This window comes from Dokdonella sp. (assembly GCF_017744955.1).
In the GTDB taxonomy this organism is placed as follows: Bacteria; Pseudomonadota; Gammaproteobacteria; order Xanthomonadales; family Rhodanobacteraceae; genus Dokdonella_A.
Map to the genome: position 1 here is coordinate 77,748 of NZ_JAGIAG010000006.1, position 17,391 is coordinate 95,138.

Annotated in this window: 10 protein-coding genes; 4 read left to right on the forward strand and 6 right to left on the reverse strand. The window is 70.4% G+C overall.

Features of this window, described 5'->3' with window-relative positions; translation table 11 throughout:
- Positions 1-47: 47 nt before the first annotated feature.
- Together J7520_RS13640 and J7520_RS13645 are read right to left on the reverse strand one after the other, a co-directional pair.
- A complete protein-coding gene (locus tag J7520_RS13640) occupies positions 48-2,096 on the reverse strand; it encodes a hypothetical protein (RefSeq protein ID WP_291189186.1) in 2,049 nt (682 codons plus the stop codon).
- Positions 2,097-2,265: 169 nt separating this feature from the next.
- Positions 2,266-4,614: a winged helix-turn-helix domain-containing protein gene (locus tag J7520_RS13645; protein WP_291189188.1), complete on the reverse strand. Its 2,349-nt coding sequence runs from the start codon at positions 4,612-4,614 to the stop codon at positions 2,266-2,268.
- Positions 4,615-4,732: 118 nt separating this feature from the next.
- On the opposite strand from J7520_RS13645, the gene ppsA reads away from it, so the two are divergent.
- The gene (gene ppsA / locus J7520_RS13650) at positions 4,733-7,105 is read left to right on the forward strand and encodes a phosphoenolpyruvate synthase (RefSeq protein ID WP_291189190.1); all 2,373 of its coding nucleotides are present in this window, start codon (positions 4,733-4,735) and stop codon (positions 7,103-7,105) included.
- Positions 7,106-7,214: 109 nt separating this feature from the next.
- Here the strand turns inward: ppsA and J7520_RS13655 are convergent, their stop codons facing one another.
- On the reverse strand, positions 7,215-8,030 hold the full coding sequence (locus J7520_RS13655) for an FHA domain-containing protein (RefSeq protein ID WP_291189192.1): 816 nt from the start codon (positions 8,028-8,030) through the stop codon (positions 7,215-7,217).
- Between the two features lie 129 nt (positions 8,031-8,159).
- Here J7520_RS13655 and J7520_RS13660 point away from each other — a divergent pair, with 129 nt between their 5' ends.
- The 3 genes from J7520_RS13660 (at position 8,160) to J7520_RS13670 (ending at position 10,314) form a co-directional block, all read left to right on the forward strand.
- Complete coding sequence (locus J7520_RS13660) at positions 8,160-8,435, forward strand: polyhydroxyalkanoic acid system family protein (protein WP_291189194.1); 276 nt, start codon at positions 8,160-8,162, stop codon at positions 8,433-8,435.
- Positions 8,436-8,455: 20 nt separating this feature from the next.
- On the forward strand, positions 8,456-9,739 hold the full coding sequence (locus tag J7520_RS13665; protein ID WP_291189196.1) for a patatin-like phospholipase family protein: 1,284 nt from the start codon (positions 8,456-8,458) through the stop codon (positions 9,737-9,739).
- A gap of 104 nt (positions 9,740-9,843) precedes the next feature.
- Positions 9,844-10,314 carry a phasin family protein gene (locus J7520_RS13670; protein ID WP_291189198.1) on the forward strand — a complete coding sequence of 157 codons (471 nt, stop codon included), beginning with the start codon at positions 9,844-9,846 and terminating at the stop codon, positions 10,312-10,314.
- 37 nt (positions 10,315-10,351) lie between these two features.
- Here the strand turns inward: J7520_RS13670 and J7520_RS13675 are convergent, their stop codons facing one another.
- The 3 genes from J7520_RS13675 to J7520_RS13685 all read right to left on the reverse strand — a co-directional run bounded on the left by J7520_RS13675 (position 10,352) and on the right by J7520_RS13685 (position 17,365).
- Complete coding sequence (locus tag J7520_RS13675) at positions 10,352-11,911, reverse strand: choice-of-anchor Q domain-containing protein (protein WP_291189200.1); 1,560 nt, start codon at positions 11,909-11,911, stop codon at positions 10,352-10,354.
- A gap of 32 nt (positions 11,912-11,943) precedes the next feature.
- Positions 11,944-14,769 carry a choice-of-anchor J domain-containing protein gene (locus J7520_RS13680; protein WP_291189202.1) on the reverse strand — a complete coding sequence of 942 codons (2,826 nt, stop codon included), beginning with the start codon at positions 14,767-14,769 and terminating at the stop codon, positions 11,944-11,946.
- A gap of 205 nt (positions 14,770-14,974) precedes the next feature.
- On the reverse strand, positions 14,975-17,365 hold the full coding sequence (locus tag J7520_RS13685; protein WP_291189204.1) for a winged helix-turn-helix domain-containing protein: 2,391 nt from the start codon (positions 17,363-17,365) through the stop codon (positions 14,975-14,977).
- Positions 17,366-17,391: the final 26 nt, after the last annotated feature.

The window sequence follows — 17,391 nt, forward strand, 5'->3', positions numbered from 1 at the left end:
GCATTCGCGAACGATTCGGCAGCGATGCGCCGGCGATTGAGGCGAGGCTAAGGCCTTGATCCTGCGTCGAAACCGTCGCGGAAGATCGTCTCGATGCCGGGGCCGAACTCGTGCATGCCCATCAGCTCGTGGAAGGCGAACACGCGGCCGTCGTCGAGTGCGCGCAGGCGCGTCGCCGACATCAGGCCGGTCTCGCTGACCTGCAGCAGGCGCGGATGCGCCGGGTCGCCGACGTCGAGTTCGTGCACGCCATTGAAGTCGGAGAACCAGACGCGGTCGCCGTGCGTGGCCACCGCGCGGGCACTCCAGGTGAACTCCGGGCTCGGCGGGAAGTACTCGCCGAGCAGGATCGGCTGGGTCGGATCGCGCACGTCGAGGATGTGCAGGCGGTCCTGGCAGGCGACGTAGGCGCGCGCGCCGTCGGCGGAGAGCGCGACGTCGAACACCGGATGGCTGCCGGGCGCTGCGCTGGGACACCCCTGGTAGACGGTGACTTCGACCGGCCGGCCGGGATTCGCGACGTCGAACACGTGCAGGCCGGAGCCATGGCTCAAGCCGTCGTCGTCGGCGCCGTAGGCATAGCCGCCGTGCACCTGCAGGCGGCTGATCTTGTTGACCGGGACGCTGCCGCGCAGGACCGGGTTTGCCGGATCGGACACGTCGACGACCTTCAGCCAGTTGCTCGAGTACGCGCCACGACCGACGTAGAGGAAATCACCCTGCGCCGCGGCCCACAGCGGTCCGCCGTCGCCGACGAAGAGCGACGGCGAGTTCAGCTGGCGCGGCTGCAACGGATCGGACAGGTCGACGACGTGCAGCCCGGTCTTCGGCGAAGGCAGGTAGACCCGCTCGCCGGCGATCGCGAAGTCGTAGATGTAGTTGAGGTCGCCGAGCGTCTCCGCCGTGTCGAAGCGCGCCAGCGGCGTCAGATCGTCCGCATCGGCGATGCCGAGCCCATAGGTCATCTGCAGCAGCACCGCCTTGCCGCCGACCAGCGCGATGTTGGCCGCGAACGAGCCGCCCGGCTGCCAGACCTCGCTGGCGATGCGCGGCTCGGTCGGCGTGGAGACGTCGAGGCGCACGAAGCGATCGGTGCCGTCGAGCACCAGGGCGCCCTGCTCGTACGCGGTCACCGAGGAGCCGGCGAAGATGTCCGGCGTGCCGGGCAATTGGATCGGCGAATGCGCGGCGAGCACCGGATGGGCGCGATCGCGGTAGTCGACGACGTCGATGCCATCGTAGCCGAGCGCGTAGACGTAGTCGCCGGAGAGGAAGCCGTCGACCGCGCTGACGCCGTCGAGGCGACCCAGCGCCACCGTGTTGGCCGGATCGGCGACGTCGAACAGCGCGAGGTTTTCCCAGCCGAAGGCGAGCGAGTACGGCGGCTGCACGCGCGTGCGCGACACGCCGGGGCGCTCGCCGCTGCCGCAGTCGCTGGTCGCGGCCGGGCTGGTCGGCGCGCTCACGTCATAGGTCGTGCAGAAATGCCACAACGCGCCCAGCATGCCGCTCCAGCCGGTGGCGTAGACCCGGCTGCCCTGCGCGACGGCACCGTCGTAGTAGGTCGCGCCGCTGAACGGCAACTCCTGGTGCCGCAGCGTCGGGTGCAGCGGATCGGCGACCAGGTCGCCGTAGAACATCCCGTTCTCGCGATCGAACGCGTACAGATGGCCGTTCGCGGCGCTGACCGCCCACAGGTTCTTCAGCGTGAATGCCGGGTAGTCGTCGAACTGGCTGACCAGCACGGGATTGGCCGGGTCGGCCAGCGAGTACACCGCGATGCCGGAGTTGTCCGCGCCCGAGTACCAGCTCGCATACAGATGATCGCCCCAGCGCGTCAGGCCGGAGAGGACGCCCTGCGCGGGCTGCGCGCCGGTGGTCGACAGCGGCTCCGGCGCGGCAGGGTCGGCGTAGTTCCAGGTGCTGACCACGCGCCCGCCGGGCACGTAGACGTAGTCGCCGAAGACGACCGGATCGCGCAGCTGCCCGCCGAGCGCGCGCTTGAACGCCAGCGGCGGCGCGGCGGACGGAAATTGAGATGCCGCCGCGGCCGGATGGCAACAGGCGGCGAGCGCGACGGCGAGTGCGGTTCTCATGGCGGGCGGACTCCGGGGAATGCCGTGGACGGCGGTTTCCGCACTGTCGCGACGGCCTGCGCCGCCCGCATGTGAGGCACGTTTCGCGTCGATTCTCCGGCGATGCGGAAAACCTGTGATCGGCGCCGTTACCGATGCGTGGAAATCGAGGCGCTCGATTCCGCGAACGCTATTTCGCCGCCACGCCGGACTCGCGCAGGGCCGGTACGACCCGCTCGCGCGCCAGCGCGGAGGCGCGCTCGTACGCGCGCTGCCACTCCTCGGTGCGACCGAGCGCACGCAGCAGCTGCGCCTCGGCCCAGGCGGCGCGGAAATCGACCGGCGCCCACGTCGCGATCGTGCCGACCACGGCGCTGGCGCGGTCGAGCTGGTCCGCCGCGATCAAGGCCGGCACCGCCGCCGCCGCGACCTCGACGCGGTCCTCCGGAACGCCGAGCCGATCGGCACGCTGGTTCGCGTCGGTGAACTTCGCCAGCGCGTCGTCGCGACGGCCTTCCGCCCACGCCTGCTCGGCCTCGGCCAGCGTCGCCTCCAGTTGCCGCCATTCGCTCGGGTTGGCGTCGACCCAGATGCGCAGCGCCGCGGTCTGCTGGCCGGCCTCGTCGAGCCGCGCGCCGCCGCGCAGCGCGCGGGCCTGCACCAGCCACGTCAATAGATAGGTATCCGGCTCGTCGCTGCGCAGCGACGCAGTCAATGCGGACTGCGCCCGTTCGGCGGCCTGCGCGAAGTTGCCGCGCTGGAGGGCCACGCGCGCCGCCAGCGCGCGCGCGATCGTGCGCGTGGCGGCATCCTGCGTCGGCGAGGACTCGCGTTCGAGCCGATCGAGCTGTTCGGCCGCCTCGGCGAGACGGCCTTCGACGAGCAGCACGTGCGCACGCGCCAGCACCAGCTGCCAGCGCAGCCGCTCGTTGCCGGTATGCGCCTCCGGCGGCCAGTTGCCGTCGCTGAGCGCACGCGCCGCGGCGTAGTCGAGCAGCTGCAGTTGGACGCCGATCATCGCGAAGCTGGCGTAGACCGATTCCTCGCGCGCACCGAGCTCGCGCAGGCGCGCCTCGGCCTGGCGCAGCATCGGCAGCGACTGCGCCACGCGATACCGCTGCGCGGCGACCAGGCCCAGATTCATGTCGGTGTGGGCGACGCCGAGCGCGTCGGCACCGGCGGCGAATTCGACACGCGCGCGGCCGAGTTCGGCCGTGGCACGCTCCAGGTCCTCGCGCTGCGCAGCGACTGCGGCGCGGCCGGTGTAGGCGATGGCGAGGCCGATCGGATCGTCGACGGCGCGCAGCACGCCGAGCGCCTCTTCGTAGCTCGCGTCCGCCTCCGCGTAGCGCGCGAGCCGCACTTGCGCGCCGCCGAGCAGATTCAGGATGCGCCCGTGCAGGGAGGCGTCGGCATCGCGCGGCAGACGATCGAGCAGCGCCGTCGCCTGCTGCTGCACCGATTCGTAGCGCCCCTCGCCCATCTCGATCTGCGCCAGCCGCAGCGCGACTTCCGGCGACTGGCGCAGCTCCGGCGCGGTCTGCGCGATCAGGCTGCGCGCCAGATCGAACTGGTCGGCGAGGATCGCCGCCTTGGTCCGCTGCAGCAGCTCCTGCAGCGCCAGCGTGCTCGGCGCGTCGCGCGCCGGCGGTGGCTGGTAGCCGAGCTTGATCAGCAGCTGATCGGCCGCGATGCGGCCGGCGCCGAGCACGTCGTCCGCTTCCGCCTTGGCGAGGATGCGCTCCTCGCCGTGCCGGGCGGCCAGGCTGACCTGCCAGCGGTTGCCGTGGAACTCGGCGCTCGGCACCACTTCGAGCGCGTCGGCGAACGCCGGCGGCGGCGAGCCGGACTGCTTCAGGACGGTCAGCACGCTCTCGGCCGGCGCCGTCGCCAGGCCGCCGGCGCGCAAGCGGCCGGCGACCAGGTCCATCAGGCCGAGCCGCAGCCAGCTCCACTCGGCCGCATCCGGCGCCTGCGCCGGCATCACATAGGCAGCCACGCGCTCACCTTCACCGGCGAGCGGCTGCGACACCTGCCGCGAGTGCCAGAGCCAGCCGCCGGCGAGAGCGGCGAGCAGCAGCGCCGCCGCGGCGAACGCCAGCCGGCGCTTCGATCGAGGCACGACGGAGGGCGTCGGCACCGATGCGGCGACACGAATGTTTTCCGGCGCAGCACTCGCCGCGACCTCGGCCGGTTCGGGCGCGACCGCCGCCGCGCCCTCCTCGACCTGCGTGTCCGCGGTCCAGCGATAGCCGAAGCGCGGCACGGTGCGGATCGAGGACTGCTCGCCGCCGGTTTCGCCGAGCGCACGGCGGATGCGCAGGACCGTCTGCGCCAGCAGGGTGTCGGCGACGTCGGTACGGCCCCACACCGCGGCGATCAGCTCGTCGCGGCCGACGGCGCGCTCGCGATGCGCGATCAGGTAGGCCAGGCAGTCGATCGAGCTGACCGGCAGCACGACCAGCTCGCCGTGGCGGCGCAGTTCGCGCGCGGCCGGATCGAGGCAGAAGTCGTGGAACAGGTAGCGCGACGCGGTCATCCGGGCAGGATAACAGCCGCGCCCGGCCGGCTTGCTTGCCCGCGCGCGCGCGAAGCCCGAAAATTGGCGGCTCGCGCGGCCGCGCGTCGCACGTCTTCCTTTCTTCCCGGAGCATCCCTTGAGCGATCTCGTCCTTTGGCTCGATTCCCTGCGCATGTCCGACCTCGGCAAGGTCGGCGGCAAGAACGCTTCGCTCGGCGAAATGATCGGCAACCTCGCCCAGCTCGGCGTGTCGGTGCCGGGCGGCTTCGCCACCACCGCCCAGGCGTTCCAGGACTATCTGGAAAAGAGCGGCCTGGCCAAGCGCATCCAGGAGCGCCTGTCGACGCTCGACGTCGAGAACGTCGACGCGCTGACCGCCGCCGGCACCGAGATCCGCGGCTGGATCGTCGACACCGCGCTGCCGGCCGAACTCGACGCCGCGATCCGCGCCGCCTACGCCAAGCTGTGCAAGGACGCCGGCGCCGACGACCTCGCCGTCGCCGTGCGCTCCTCGGCGACCGCCGAGGACCTGCCCGACGCCTCGTTCGCCGGCCAGCAGGAGACCTTCCTCAACGTCACCGGCATCGACGACGTCCTGCACAAGGTCAAGGAAGTCTTCGCCTCGCTCTACAACGACCGCGCGATCGCCTATCGCGTGCACCACGGCTTCAAGCACGAGGACGTGTTCCTCTCCGCCGGCGTGCAGCTGATGGTGCGCTCGGACGTCGGCGCCTCGGGCGTGCTGTTCACGCTCGACACCGAATCGGGCTTCCGCGACGCGGTGTTCGTGACCGGCAGCTACGGCCTCGGCGAGATGGTCGTGCAGGGCGCGGTCAATCCGGACGAGTTCTACGTCTACAAGCCGACGCTGCAGGCCGGCAAGCCCGCGATCCTGCGCCGGCAGATCGGCGCCAAGCAGCAGCGCATGGTCTATTCGCAGGCGCCGGGCGAGCGCGTGAGGATCGAGGACACGCCCGCCGCGGACCGCGCGAAGTTCTGCATCTCCGACGCCGACGTGCACGAGCTGTCCAAGCAGGCGCTGGTCATCGAGAAGCACTACGGCCGTCCGATGGACGTCGAGTGGGCGAAGGACGGCATCACCGGCAAGCTCTACATCGTGCAGGCGCGCCCGGAAACAGTGAAGTCGCGCGCGCGCGCGACGCAGATCGAGCGCTTCCAGCTGAAGTCGCGCGGTCCGGTGCTCGCCGAAGGCCGCTCGATCGGCCAGAAGATCGGCGCCGGCAAGGCGCGCGTGATCCGCTCGATCAAAGACATGAACCGCGTCGAGCCCGGCGACGTGCTGGTCGCCGACATGACCGACCCGGACTGGGAACCGGTGATGAAGCGCGCGGCGGCGATCGTGACCAACCGCGGCGGCCGCACCTGCCACGCGGCGATCATCGCGCGCGAGCTGGGCGTGCCGGCGATCGTCGGCACCGGCAACGCGCTCGACGCGATCCCGGACGGCACCGAGGTGACGATCTCCTGCGCCGAGGGCGACACCGGCTTCGTCTACGACGGCAAGCTCGACTATGAGCGCGTCACCGCCGACCTCGAAGCGATGCCGCCGGCGCCGCTGAAGATCATGATGAACGTCGCCAACCCGGAGCGCGCGTTCGACTTCGCGATGCTGCCCAATGCGGGCGTGGGTCTCGCGCGCCTGGAAATGATCATCGCCAGCCACATCGCGGTGCATCCGAAGGCGCTGCTGGAATACGACAAGCAGGACGCCGAGACCAAGCGCCAGATCGACGAGCGCATCGCCGGCTACGGCAGCCCGGTCGACTTCTACGTCGACCGCCTCGCCGAGGGCATCGCCACGATTACCGCCGCGTTCGCGCCCAATCCGGTGATCGTGCGCCTGTCGGACTTCAAGTCCAACGAATACGCCAACCTGATCGGCGGCAAGCGCTACGAGCCGCACGAGGAGAACCCGATGATCGGCTTCCGCGGCGCCAGCCGCTACGTCGATCCGAGCTTCGAGGCCGCCTTCGCGCTGGAATGTCGCGCGATGAAGAAGGTGCGCGAGACGATGGGGCTGAGCAACGCGTGGGTGATGATCCCGTTCGTGCGCACGCTCGAGGAAGGCCGCAAGGTGGTCGAGGTGCTGAAGAAGCACGGCCTCGAGCAGGGCAAGGACGGACTGAAGATCATCATGATGTGCGAGGTGCCGTCGAATGCGCTGCTCGCCGACGAATTCCTCGACATCTTCGACGGCTACTCGATCGGCTCGAACGATCTCACCCAGCTCACGCTCGGCCTCGACCGCGATTCCTCGATCGTCGCCAACCTGTTCGACGAGCGCAATCCGGCGGTGAAGAAGATGCTCGCGATGGCGATCTCGACCGCGAAGAAGAAAGGCAAGTATGTCGGCATCTGCGGACAAGGGCCGAGCGACCATCCGGACCTGGCCGAGTGGTTGATGGAACAGGGCATCGAGTCGGTATCGCTCAATCCCGACACCGTGGTCGATACCTGGCTGGCGCTGGCGAAGAAGAAGGCCGGCTGAGGCCGGCAGCCCTCTCCGCTGTCGATCGTCGTGCCCGTGAAGGCGGGCACGACGTCACGGCGAATGCATCGGATGGAAACCGCGCTCGGGTCGTATCGCCCGAGCCGCTTCAGGCCCCAGCGCCGCGCCAGATCATCAGCGCGATGCCGGCCGCGATCGCCGCGGCCGCGCCGATCAGCCACCAGATGCCGCCTTGCGCGGCGTCCTCGGAACCCGCCTGGGTCTCGCGCCGCTCGGGCGTGCCGGTTGCCTGCGTCGCGTCGGGATCGGTCGCCTCGCTTCCGCGCAGCGGCAGGCCCGGGGCCTCGATCACGAAGTGGCTGCGCTCGAAGGCGATCTGGTCGCCCGGATGCAGCACCGCGTCGCGCACGCGCACGCCGTTCACCGAGGCGTCTCTGCCGGAGGTGGAGCGCAGGTAGATCGCGCTGTCGACGTGCTCGATCGCCGCGTGACGTGGCGCGACGCGCGCTTCGTCGAGCACCAACCCGCAGTCGGCTGCGTTGCCGATGGTGAGGCGATGATGGACCGCGACGGTCTTGCCGAAGTGGCTGCCGGAGACGCCGCGCAGGATCACGCGCGGCGGGTGCTGCGTCGCCGTGCCGGAATCGACGGCGGGCGGAACGGCGGTGTCGATCAGATCGTCGCGATCGGCCTTCAGCGCGATCATGACCTGGCCGAGGCAGAGCACGTCGCCGCTGCGCAGCAGCGCCTTCTCGCGCACCGGCCTCGCGTTGACGTGCGTGCGCGCCTGCGGATCGAGCACTTCGAGCACGGCGCCGCGCGCGTCGACGGTCAGGCGCGCGTGATGCGCGGCCACGTCGCGCGCGGTCAGTACGAACGTGTTCCCCTCGGCCTGTCCGAGACTGACGGCCCCTTCCTCCACGACGAAATCGGCGTACTCGCCACTGCTGAAACTGAGTCGCATCGCCTTGATTTGCCTGAGGGATTGCGCAGCTTAGCACAGCGCCGGACGATCGCCTCCACGCGCACTCTTCGCGCATCGCCCCGGCTCGGGCATGATGGCGGCCGGCAACCGAATCTCCCCGAGGAAACCATGGCCGTCATCGACATCCAACGCGCGCATTCGAGCAGCCTGAAGAGCACCAAGGCCGCGGTCGAGAAAGTCGCCAAGGCGATCGCGAAGGAATACGGCGTCGATCACCACTGGGACGGCAACGACCTGCATTTCGATCGCGCCGGCGTCAAGGGACGCATCAGCGTGGCCAAGAACGAGGTGCGCGTGCGCGCCGAACTCGGCTTTCTGATGAGCGCGCTGAAACCGGTCATCGAGCGCGAGATCGAGCGCCAGCTCGACGAATACATCGCCTGAGTCCGCCGGCGCCGACGCGCATGCTCGTCCTGCACACCGCCAGCCGCGCGCGCAAGCGCCGGCGTCCGGCGCGCATCGGGCTCGCCGTCGCTGGCGGTGGACCGATCGGCGGCATGTACGAGCTCGGCGCGCTGCGCGCGCTCGAACAGGCGGTCGAAGGGCTGGACCTGCGCGCGCTCGACGTCTACGTCGGCATCAGCGCCGGCGCCCTCCTCGCCGCCGGACTCGCCAACCGCATCGGCACCGCCGAGCTCTGCCGCATCTTCATCAGCGGCGATTCCGACCAGGCGCGCTTCCGCCCCGACGATTTCCTGCGTCCGGCCTACGCCGAATACCTGCGTCGCGCCGCCGCGCTGCCGCGCGCGCTGTTCGGCTGGTTCGGCGACGTCGCGCGTCATCCGTTCACGCTCGACACGTCCGACGCGTGGCTGCGCTTCGGCAGCCTGCTGCCGACCGGCCTGTTCGACAACGGCGCGATCCGCCGTTTCCTCGCCGAGCTGTTCCGCTCGCACGGGCGCAGCGACGACTTCCGCACGCTCGGCCGCCGGCTCTACGTGATCGCCACCGATCTCGACAGCGGCGAGGCGGTGCGCTTCGGCGCGCCCGGTCGCGACGAGGTGCCTATCTCGCTCGCGATCGAAGCCAGCGCGGCGCTTCCGGGCCTGTATCCGCCGGTGCGCATCGACGGGCGCCACTACGTCGACGGCGCCCTGCGCCATACGCTGCACGCCTCGGTCGCGCTGGAAGCCGGCGCCGACCTCGTGCTCGGCGTGAACCCGCTGGTACCGATCGACACCGCACGCGCGCAGGCCAGCGGCAAGCGCGCACCGTCGAGCCTGCTCGACGGCGGCTTGCCGGCGGTGCTGTCGCAGACCTTCCGCGCCTTGCTGCAGTCGCGCGCGCGAGCCGGCGCTTCGCGCTATCCGCAACGCTACGCGCACGCCGACGTCGCGCTGTTCGAACCCAGCCCCGACGACGTCGAGATGTTCTTCACCAATGTCTTCAGCTTCGCCCGTCGCCGGCGCGTCGCCGAGCACGCCTACCGCAGCACGCTGGACGATCTGCGCGCGCGGCGCGAGGAGATCGGTGCCCTGCTCGCTCGCCACGGCCTGCGCCTGCGCGAGGAAATCCTCGACGCGCCGCCGCGCAGCCTGCTCGACGAAGTGCGCCAGCCGACAGGCCGCACGCGCACGACGCGCCGCCTGGACGGCGTGCTCGACGAGCTGCGCGACCGGCTGTCCTCGCGCAGCGCACGCGCACGCCCTGCGCCGCGTCCTCGCCGACGTGCGGCGGCGAAAACCTAAAGCCGCTCGGCGATCGGGGCCGGTCCTAGTGTGTCTGCTCTAGCGCGGCGCTCCACAGTCGCGGGCACCCGCGGCAGCCGCCGCGATCCACCACGGACACGATCATGGCCAAGCCCAAACTGAAGTCCCGCCCGACCGCCAGCACGAACGCCAGCGGCGACGCCCGCCGCGTCGGCAAGACCGTCATGGATTCCGCGCAGCAGATCTGGCTGGCCGGCCTCGGCGCGTTCGCCAAGGCGCAGTCGGAAGGCACCAAGCTGTTCGAATCGCTGGTCAAGGAAGGCGCCGCGCTCGACGCCAAGACGCGCAAGTTCACCGAAGCCAAGGTCGGCGAAGCGCGCGGCAACCTCGAGCAGACCATCGGCCAGGTGCGCGAGCGCAGCCAGGAAACCTGGGACAAGCTGGAGAAGGTGTTCGAGGACCGCGTCTCGCGCGCGCTCGGCCGCATCGGCATCCCCAGCCACGAAGAGCTGTCCACGCTGACAAAGCGCGTCGAGGAACTCGCGCGCGAAGTGCGCAAGCTCGGCGACAAGCCGGCCGCGGCGAAGAAGGCCGCGACCAAGCGCGCCAAGTAAGTCCCGCGACGACCGGGGCTCCCGGACGACGGGAGCCTCAGTCCGGATCGAAGCCGTCGGCGAAGATCTTCTCGTCCGCCGGCTGACGCTCGAGCGCACCGATGTCGGTCGCCGCGCCGAAGCTGCGCTCGTAGCCCGCACCGCGCTGATCGCTGGCGAGCGCGTCCGGATTGGCGCCCGCGTCGACCGCGCAGGAGCCCTCGCCGAGCCGGTGCGTCATCGTCTTGCCGCCGTTCGCGGCCAGGGGCATCAGCCGCGGGTCGCAGTTCAGCGTATCGGGTGGGAACACCGCGCTGATCGACGCCGCGCCGATCAGATTGTGTCCGCCCGCGATCGGGATCGAGGTGATTTCCCCCGTTGCATCGACCAGGCCGATATCGGGATCGACGCTCGCGCTGTTGCCGAACAGCAGGCTGCTGTCGAACTCGATGATCGCCGCCGCATCGACGGCCCAGATCGCGACACCGCCGCCGGTCGCCCATTGCGAGCGATTGCCGAAGATCGTGCTGTTGCGCACGCTCGAACTCAGCGCGACGACGAAGCCGCCGCCCCAGGCGTTCTCGCCGGTGGTCCAGTTGCCCGAAATCGTGCTGTTGGAGATGTCGGCGGCGGCGCTGAAGAAACCACCGCCGTACGAGGAATAGCTCAGCGTCGAATTGCCGGCGAACGTGCTGCCGCTGGCGTGCAGGGTGTAGGCGTAACCGCCGCCGCCCCAGGCGCTGCCGCCTTCGGTCGAATTGCCCGAAACGGTCGAGTCGACCAGCGTCAGCGTGGCGATCGGAACGTTGAAGCCGCCGCCGAAGCTGCCGTCACCGCTGGTCCAGTTGTCGACGATCGCGCTTTCCGTCGCGACGACGTCGACCGCGCGCGTGGCGACGCCACCGCCTCCCGAGGCCACGTCGAGCGTCACGTTGCCGGAAATCACGCTGCGCGTCAGCAGCACCGGCTGGTAGTACGAATAGATGCCGCCACCAGGCGAGGACTGGCCGGTCGTCGCGTTGCCGGACACGACGCTGTCGACCAGCTCCAAGCCGGCGCGAGCCAGGATGCCGGCGCCGCGCCCCTGCCACTTGTTGGTGACGTTGGAGGAGACCTCGCTGCGCTCCAGGGTCAGGTCCCCGCGCGCGAGGACGCCGGCGCCGCCGCCGTACAGGTCCGCCTCGTCGAGGCGACCGCCGGTGATCTTCATCGAACGCAGCGTGAGCGGCGCCGTCTCGAGCGCGTCGACGATGCGGAACGTCGCGTCGGCGGCGTCGCGACGCAGCGTGACCGGACTTGCCTGCCCGTCCAGCACCAGCTCGCTCGAGATCAGCAGGCTGCCGCCGGCCTGCTTGGTCAAGGTGATCGACGCGATGCCGGTGGCGAACTGGATCGTGTCGGCGCCGCTGCCCGCCGCGCACCCGGCGACGACGGCGTCGGTGTTCGCGGCGGCGACCGCGTCGCGCACCGTGCACCGGCCCGCGACCGAGCCGTCCGCGTCGCTGTCGACGATGATCGTCGCGGCGCGCGAGGCCGGCACACCGAGCAGCATCAGCAGCGCTGCGCTCAGCGGGCGCACGCGCGCGGAAAGGAACGAAGAACGGGAATTCTTGCGCATGGAGTTTCTCCGCTTGCTGCCGTCGCGCGGCGCTATGGAAGGGATTCGAAGCCGTCGGCGAAGAGCGAATCCGCGCCGAGCGAGAGGCGCACCGGCAAGGTCAGCCGCCGCCGCATGGGATCGTTGCTGTACAGGCACAGGTTCGCTTCGTAGGTGCCGTCTGCGAGCCCTGCGCCGTCGAAGTCGATGCCGAGCGTCTGGTTCGGCCCGCCGGCGGCGATCGAACCGTCCGGCGGCGACAGCGACAGCCACGGCACGTCCCGGGGCGCGGTACAGGCGCTCGTGCGCCGCGCGACCGCCAGCGACTGCCAGAGGGCTCTGGCGAAATCGATGCCGAAGATCTCCGCCTGCAGTTCCGTCACTGCGCTGGAGGGGTCGACCGTCCACAGCGCCCCGCTGCCGGGATCGGACAGCCGCAGCGAAGACAGCAGATAGAACTTGCCGAGCGCCGGGTCGTAGTCGAACGCCAACGCGCCGACTGCACTCGGATCGAGCGGACCGATCACGATCGCTTCGCCGGTGTGCTTGTCGATCATCAACAGCGAGCCGAGCGCGTCGTCGACGGCGTACAACTGGCCCTGCGAGTCGAAGGCGAGGTCCGCCAGTTGCGGCGCGTTCGCGATCGCGCCGACCGGATGCACCGACGCGGTCGCCAGATCCAGCGTCCACAGCGCACTGCCGGAGCCTTCCGAGGTGGCCAGGTACATCGTGCCGGTGGTCGGGTCCTGACGCATGCCGGCGATCCAGTCGAGCAGCAGAGGCACGGTGCCGATCACCTCGTAGCGAGGCCCTGGAACGGGCTGCTCGCCGGTGCTCCAGCGCATCAGTTCGTGCGTGTAGTGGTCGATCGCGTAGATGCTGCCGAAATCGTCGTCGGCGAATGCGATCGCGTAGATCAGACGGCCGTCTAGCGTGGCGGAGCTGATCGCCCCGGTCGGATAGAGGTAGTCCGGATGCGCCGGATTGAAGCGGACCAGGGAGCCGTAGCCGATGCCGCTGAAATCGTTGTTCAGGTCGAAGGTGAACAAGGGGCGCTCGAGTTCTTGCGCCGTCGACAGCAGGTTGTCGCGCTGCGCGCGCATCGACGCGCTCGCCGGAAACAGGGCGTGGCCGGCCGGCGCGGTGCCGCTCGACCAGTCGAGGCGGCCCGCGCCGGCATTGCCGATGCCGAGCTGGACGCGCCCGCTGCCGTGCGACGGCAGATTCGCCGCCACCGATCCGGTACTGCTGTGCAGCTCGGACGCGAGGCCGACGACGTCGAGCGTGCGCGAATCGACGTGGACCGACGGCGTGGCCGGCGTCCAGACGATGCGGCGCACCGTGGCCAGGCTCGGCGCCTGATAGGAATAGCGGATGCCGTGCAGATCCTTCTGCACGCCGATGCTGGCGGTGCCGCCGTCGTCCTCCTGCGGCAACGCGCCGAAGCGCGTGTTGCGGTACTGGTATTCGAGCTGATCGGTTCCTTCGTGCAGGATCAGTTCGGCGTCCAGTCCGCGGCTGGGATCGATCTGCCCGGGCGCGATCGTCGCCGGAACCTTCTGGTACCACTGGATCACCAGCTTGCGATTCGGCGCCGTGCCGATCAGCTTGCGATGGATCGAGCCGTAGTGCGGCCAGAGCTTGGTCGCGTAGACCGCCGCGAACGGGCTGTTCTCGACGTAGAACGAATCGCCGCTCGGAATGGCGCCGACCACCGCCCTGTCCGGGCACTGCCCGTTCATCGAGGTCGCGAACACGCCGTCGTTGGTGACGCAGTAGAAGTTCGTCGTCTTCCGGTAGAAGCGGAAATCGAACGGCATCTGCGCGACCTCGCCCGGCGTGACCAGCTCGCCGTCGCTGACGTCGATGTAGTCGGCGGGCTGGCTGTCGTCGACGACGTAATCCTGCGGCCGGGTCTGCGAGGTCGCCGTCGCCGAGATCGTTTCGCTGCGACCGACCGTGATCACGCGGTTGTAGCGATAGCTCGCTCCGGGCACCAGCTCGCGCGGGTCCGCGTCGAGGATCGCGCCGACGCGGTCGTCGCGCAGCCAGTGATGGCGCAGGGTTTCGGTCGAGGTATTGGTGACCTCGTAGCAGAGATTGATGCGATCACCGAGCGTGGCCTCGATGCGGCCGGCACCGTTGCAGGCGTCGGGCGCGGCGGGATCGTACGGCGTGGCCGTCACGGCGAGGCTCAGCCCTGCGGTGCCGTTCGGATCGGCGCCGATGACGACGCGGTCCAAGCCGAGTCTGCCCGAGGCGAGATGCGACGGCGTCTGCCGCACGTAGTAGCGGAACGCGATGCGGCCGACGCCGCTGGTCGGCACGTTCGGGCCCGGTCCGACTTCGTATTTCGTCCACTCGCCCGGAAAAGCGTCCGCGGCTTCGTCCGCATTGATGTCGAGCAAGAGCCGGTCGAACGCGCCGACGTCGCCGGGGGCGGTGCCGACGTCGGTACAGGCGCTGCCGCCGCACAGGCGGACCTGCAGGCGATCGATGGCCGGGCCCAGTTCGGGATCGATCAGGCTGCGCGCGAAGAACGAGAGCGAGAACGATTCGCCGAACGCGATCGGCGGACTCAGCAGCCATGCGCTGACGACGCCGTCCTCCGGCACCTCCAGCGGGTTGAACGGAACGATGAAGGACTGCGGCGGCGCGTCGTAGGCCGTGTAGGCGTACGGCGATTGCCGATGCCAGCTGTGGCCCAGCATGCCGTAGCGCGGCGGAAACTCGCTGTTGTCCTGGCGAATCCAGCCGTTCGCGTAGATGCCGACGGCACCGGTCTGCTCGAACCCTTCGGTCACGGCCAGCGGTACGGCGACGGCGTTTGCGGCGAACGCGAACGCGGCGCCGGCGAGCAGGCCCAGTTGTCTCGTCATGGTTCTCGATCCTCTTGCGGCGGGCGCGGCCCGCCATCCCCGTACGAACGTCCGGCGGCGCGGTCGAGTGTCGACGCGGCGCGTGACGGACCGGCGGCACGCTAGGCCATCGGTCGCGAAACGGGATCAGGGAATCGTCTCCAAACGATCTCCGATGCTTCAAAACGTGGAGCGGAGATCGATCTCCCCGCAGGCAAACAAGGCGTTACAGCGGCCCCTGCGGATCGCGCTCGCCGGCGAGCCTGGCGGCGCTGACGGCCGCGGCGGCGGCGAGTTCGTGTTCGCCGAGCTGCCGGTAGAGCTTGGACGCGGCGCGCGCGGCGCGGAAATCCCGTTCGACGAACGGCGCCAGGCGACCGGCCAGCATCGTCGCCGCTTCGCGGTCGCCGGCGTCGTCCAGATGACGCGCCCAGGCGACGCAGACGGAGACCAGCGCATCCGGATAGGCGCCGCGATCGACCGCGGCCAGCGCCACCGCGAAGTGCGCCGCGGCACCCGGGTCCCGCTTCAACGCCAGCGTCTCGGCCTCGACTACCTGCAACGCCAACGGACGCAGCTCGTCGCCGGCCGCGTCGCCGCTGCGCAGGTGCTCGAGCAGGCGTTCGGCCAGCGCTGCGTCGTTCGAGCGCGTCGCGATCCCGATCAGCGTCAGCATCGCGCCGCCCAGGCTGGTGCGATAGGTCGACTCGGCCGGACGCTCGATGCGATCGAGCCATGGCGCGAGCTGGTCGGACGCGAACGCCGGCCTGCCCTGTGCCGTCGACAGATCGATGCGCAGCAGCAGCAGGTCCGGCACCGCCCCGGCGTTGTCGACCTCGGCGGCGCCGCCGAGCTGTTGCAGCAAGGCGTCGAGCGCGCTCAGGCGGCCATTGGCGAGCAAGGCGTTGCCGTAGACCACGGCGAGGTAGTTGGCCAGGATCGGATTGTCGAGTCCGGCGGCCAGCTTCCAGCCGCGCTCGCCGAGCGCCAGCGCCTGCGGCAGATCGAGCAGGGCCAGCCGCGACCCGGCGGCGCCGATCAGTGCGCTGGCGAGACGATCGCGCATACCGAAACGTTCGAGCACGTCGATCGAACGCTCGAACGCCGCGGCGGCTTCGCCGTAGCGGCCGCGCGCGCGTTCGGCCAGGCCGACGACGGTGTCCAGGTTCGCCAGCATCGCCGGATCGCCGGCGCGCGTCATCGCCACGCGCGCGCGGCCGAAGTCGGCCAGCGAGGCGTCGATCTGACCGAGATAGCCTTCGGCCAGACCGCGCATCATGTGCGCCTGGCCGATCAGGGCTGGATCGCCCTTCGTTCCGAGCAGGGCCAGCGCCTCGCCGTATCCGGCGATCGCTTGCGGGTAGCGCTGGCGGCGTTCGTCGATCGACGCCAGCCCCATCCGCGCGGCGGTGCGCGTGGCGCCGGACAGCGGCTCCGCCGAATCGATCAGCCGCTGGAAACCCGTGGCCGCTTCGTCGAGCCGGCCGCGACGGAATTCGGCCTGCGCGATCTTCACGCGCAGACGCTCGTCCTGCTGCACCGACGAGGGCGCCGAACGCGCCAGTTCGAGCGCGCGCGCGTAGTCGCCGGCGAGGCTCGCCGCATCGACGCGCTGCAGCAGTTCGTCGAGCGGATCGGACGGCAGGTCCAGCGGTTTGGCCGAGAGGCCGGCGCTGCGCAGCACGCGACCGACCGCATCGTTGGCCGCTTGCAAGGGATTGGGCGCACGCGTCTCGATCGCCTCGACCGCATCGCCGGCGTATACGGCGACGCTGAGCTTCCACGTGCCGTCGACGCGCTCGGCGCGCGGCGCGACCACGTAGGAGACTCCGGCGACCAGCTTGAGCTGCATCAATTGGGCCGGATCGGCGGCGTCGAACTGCGGATGCTGGCCGAGCAGGGCCAGCACGCGATCGCTCGGCATCACCGCGACCTCGCCGCTCTCGCGCAGCCGCGCGGCGAGGTAGTCCATCACGCCGAGGCGCATCCAGGCGCTGTCGCTGCCGTCCGCACTCAACGCGACCGGCAGCACCAGGAATCGCGCGCCGCTCGCGGCCGGCACACTCGCCGTGGACGCCGCAGGCGGAGAGGCCGCGCGCCGCATCTGCCACAACGCCGCGCCGGCGAGAAGAACGCCGAGGCCGATAGCCAGCGCGACAGCGAGAAGGCGCCGCCGCCTCGCACGGCTGTGCGGCGATGAAGCGGCGTCCGTCGACTTCGCCTCCGCCGCAGCCGGCGCTCCGATCGTCTCATCCGCCGCGCCCGGCACGGGCGCGGCGTCGACCCGTTCCACCGGCGCCACCCACTGGTAGCCGTAGCGTGACACCGTGCGCACGATCGACGACTCGCCGCCGCCTTCGCCGAGCGCGCGCCGTGCCTTCCACAAGGTCTGCGCCAGCACCGGATAGCCGACGTCGGCGCGGCCCCACACGGCGGCGATCAATTCGTCGCGGCCGACCGCGCGGTCGCGGTGTTCGAGCAGGTAGGCCAGGCACTCCAGCGATTTCGGCGGCAACGCGATGCGCTCGTCGCCGCGCGTGATCGCGCGGGCGCGCGGATCGAAGCGGAAGCCGGCGAAGGCGTAGCTCGACGAGAGGGGCGAGGTGGGGTCCGCCATTGTTGCTCGTTCGGGGGCGTCGCTTG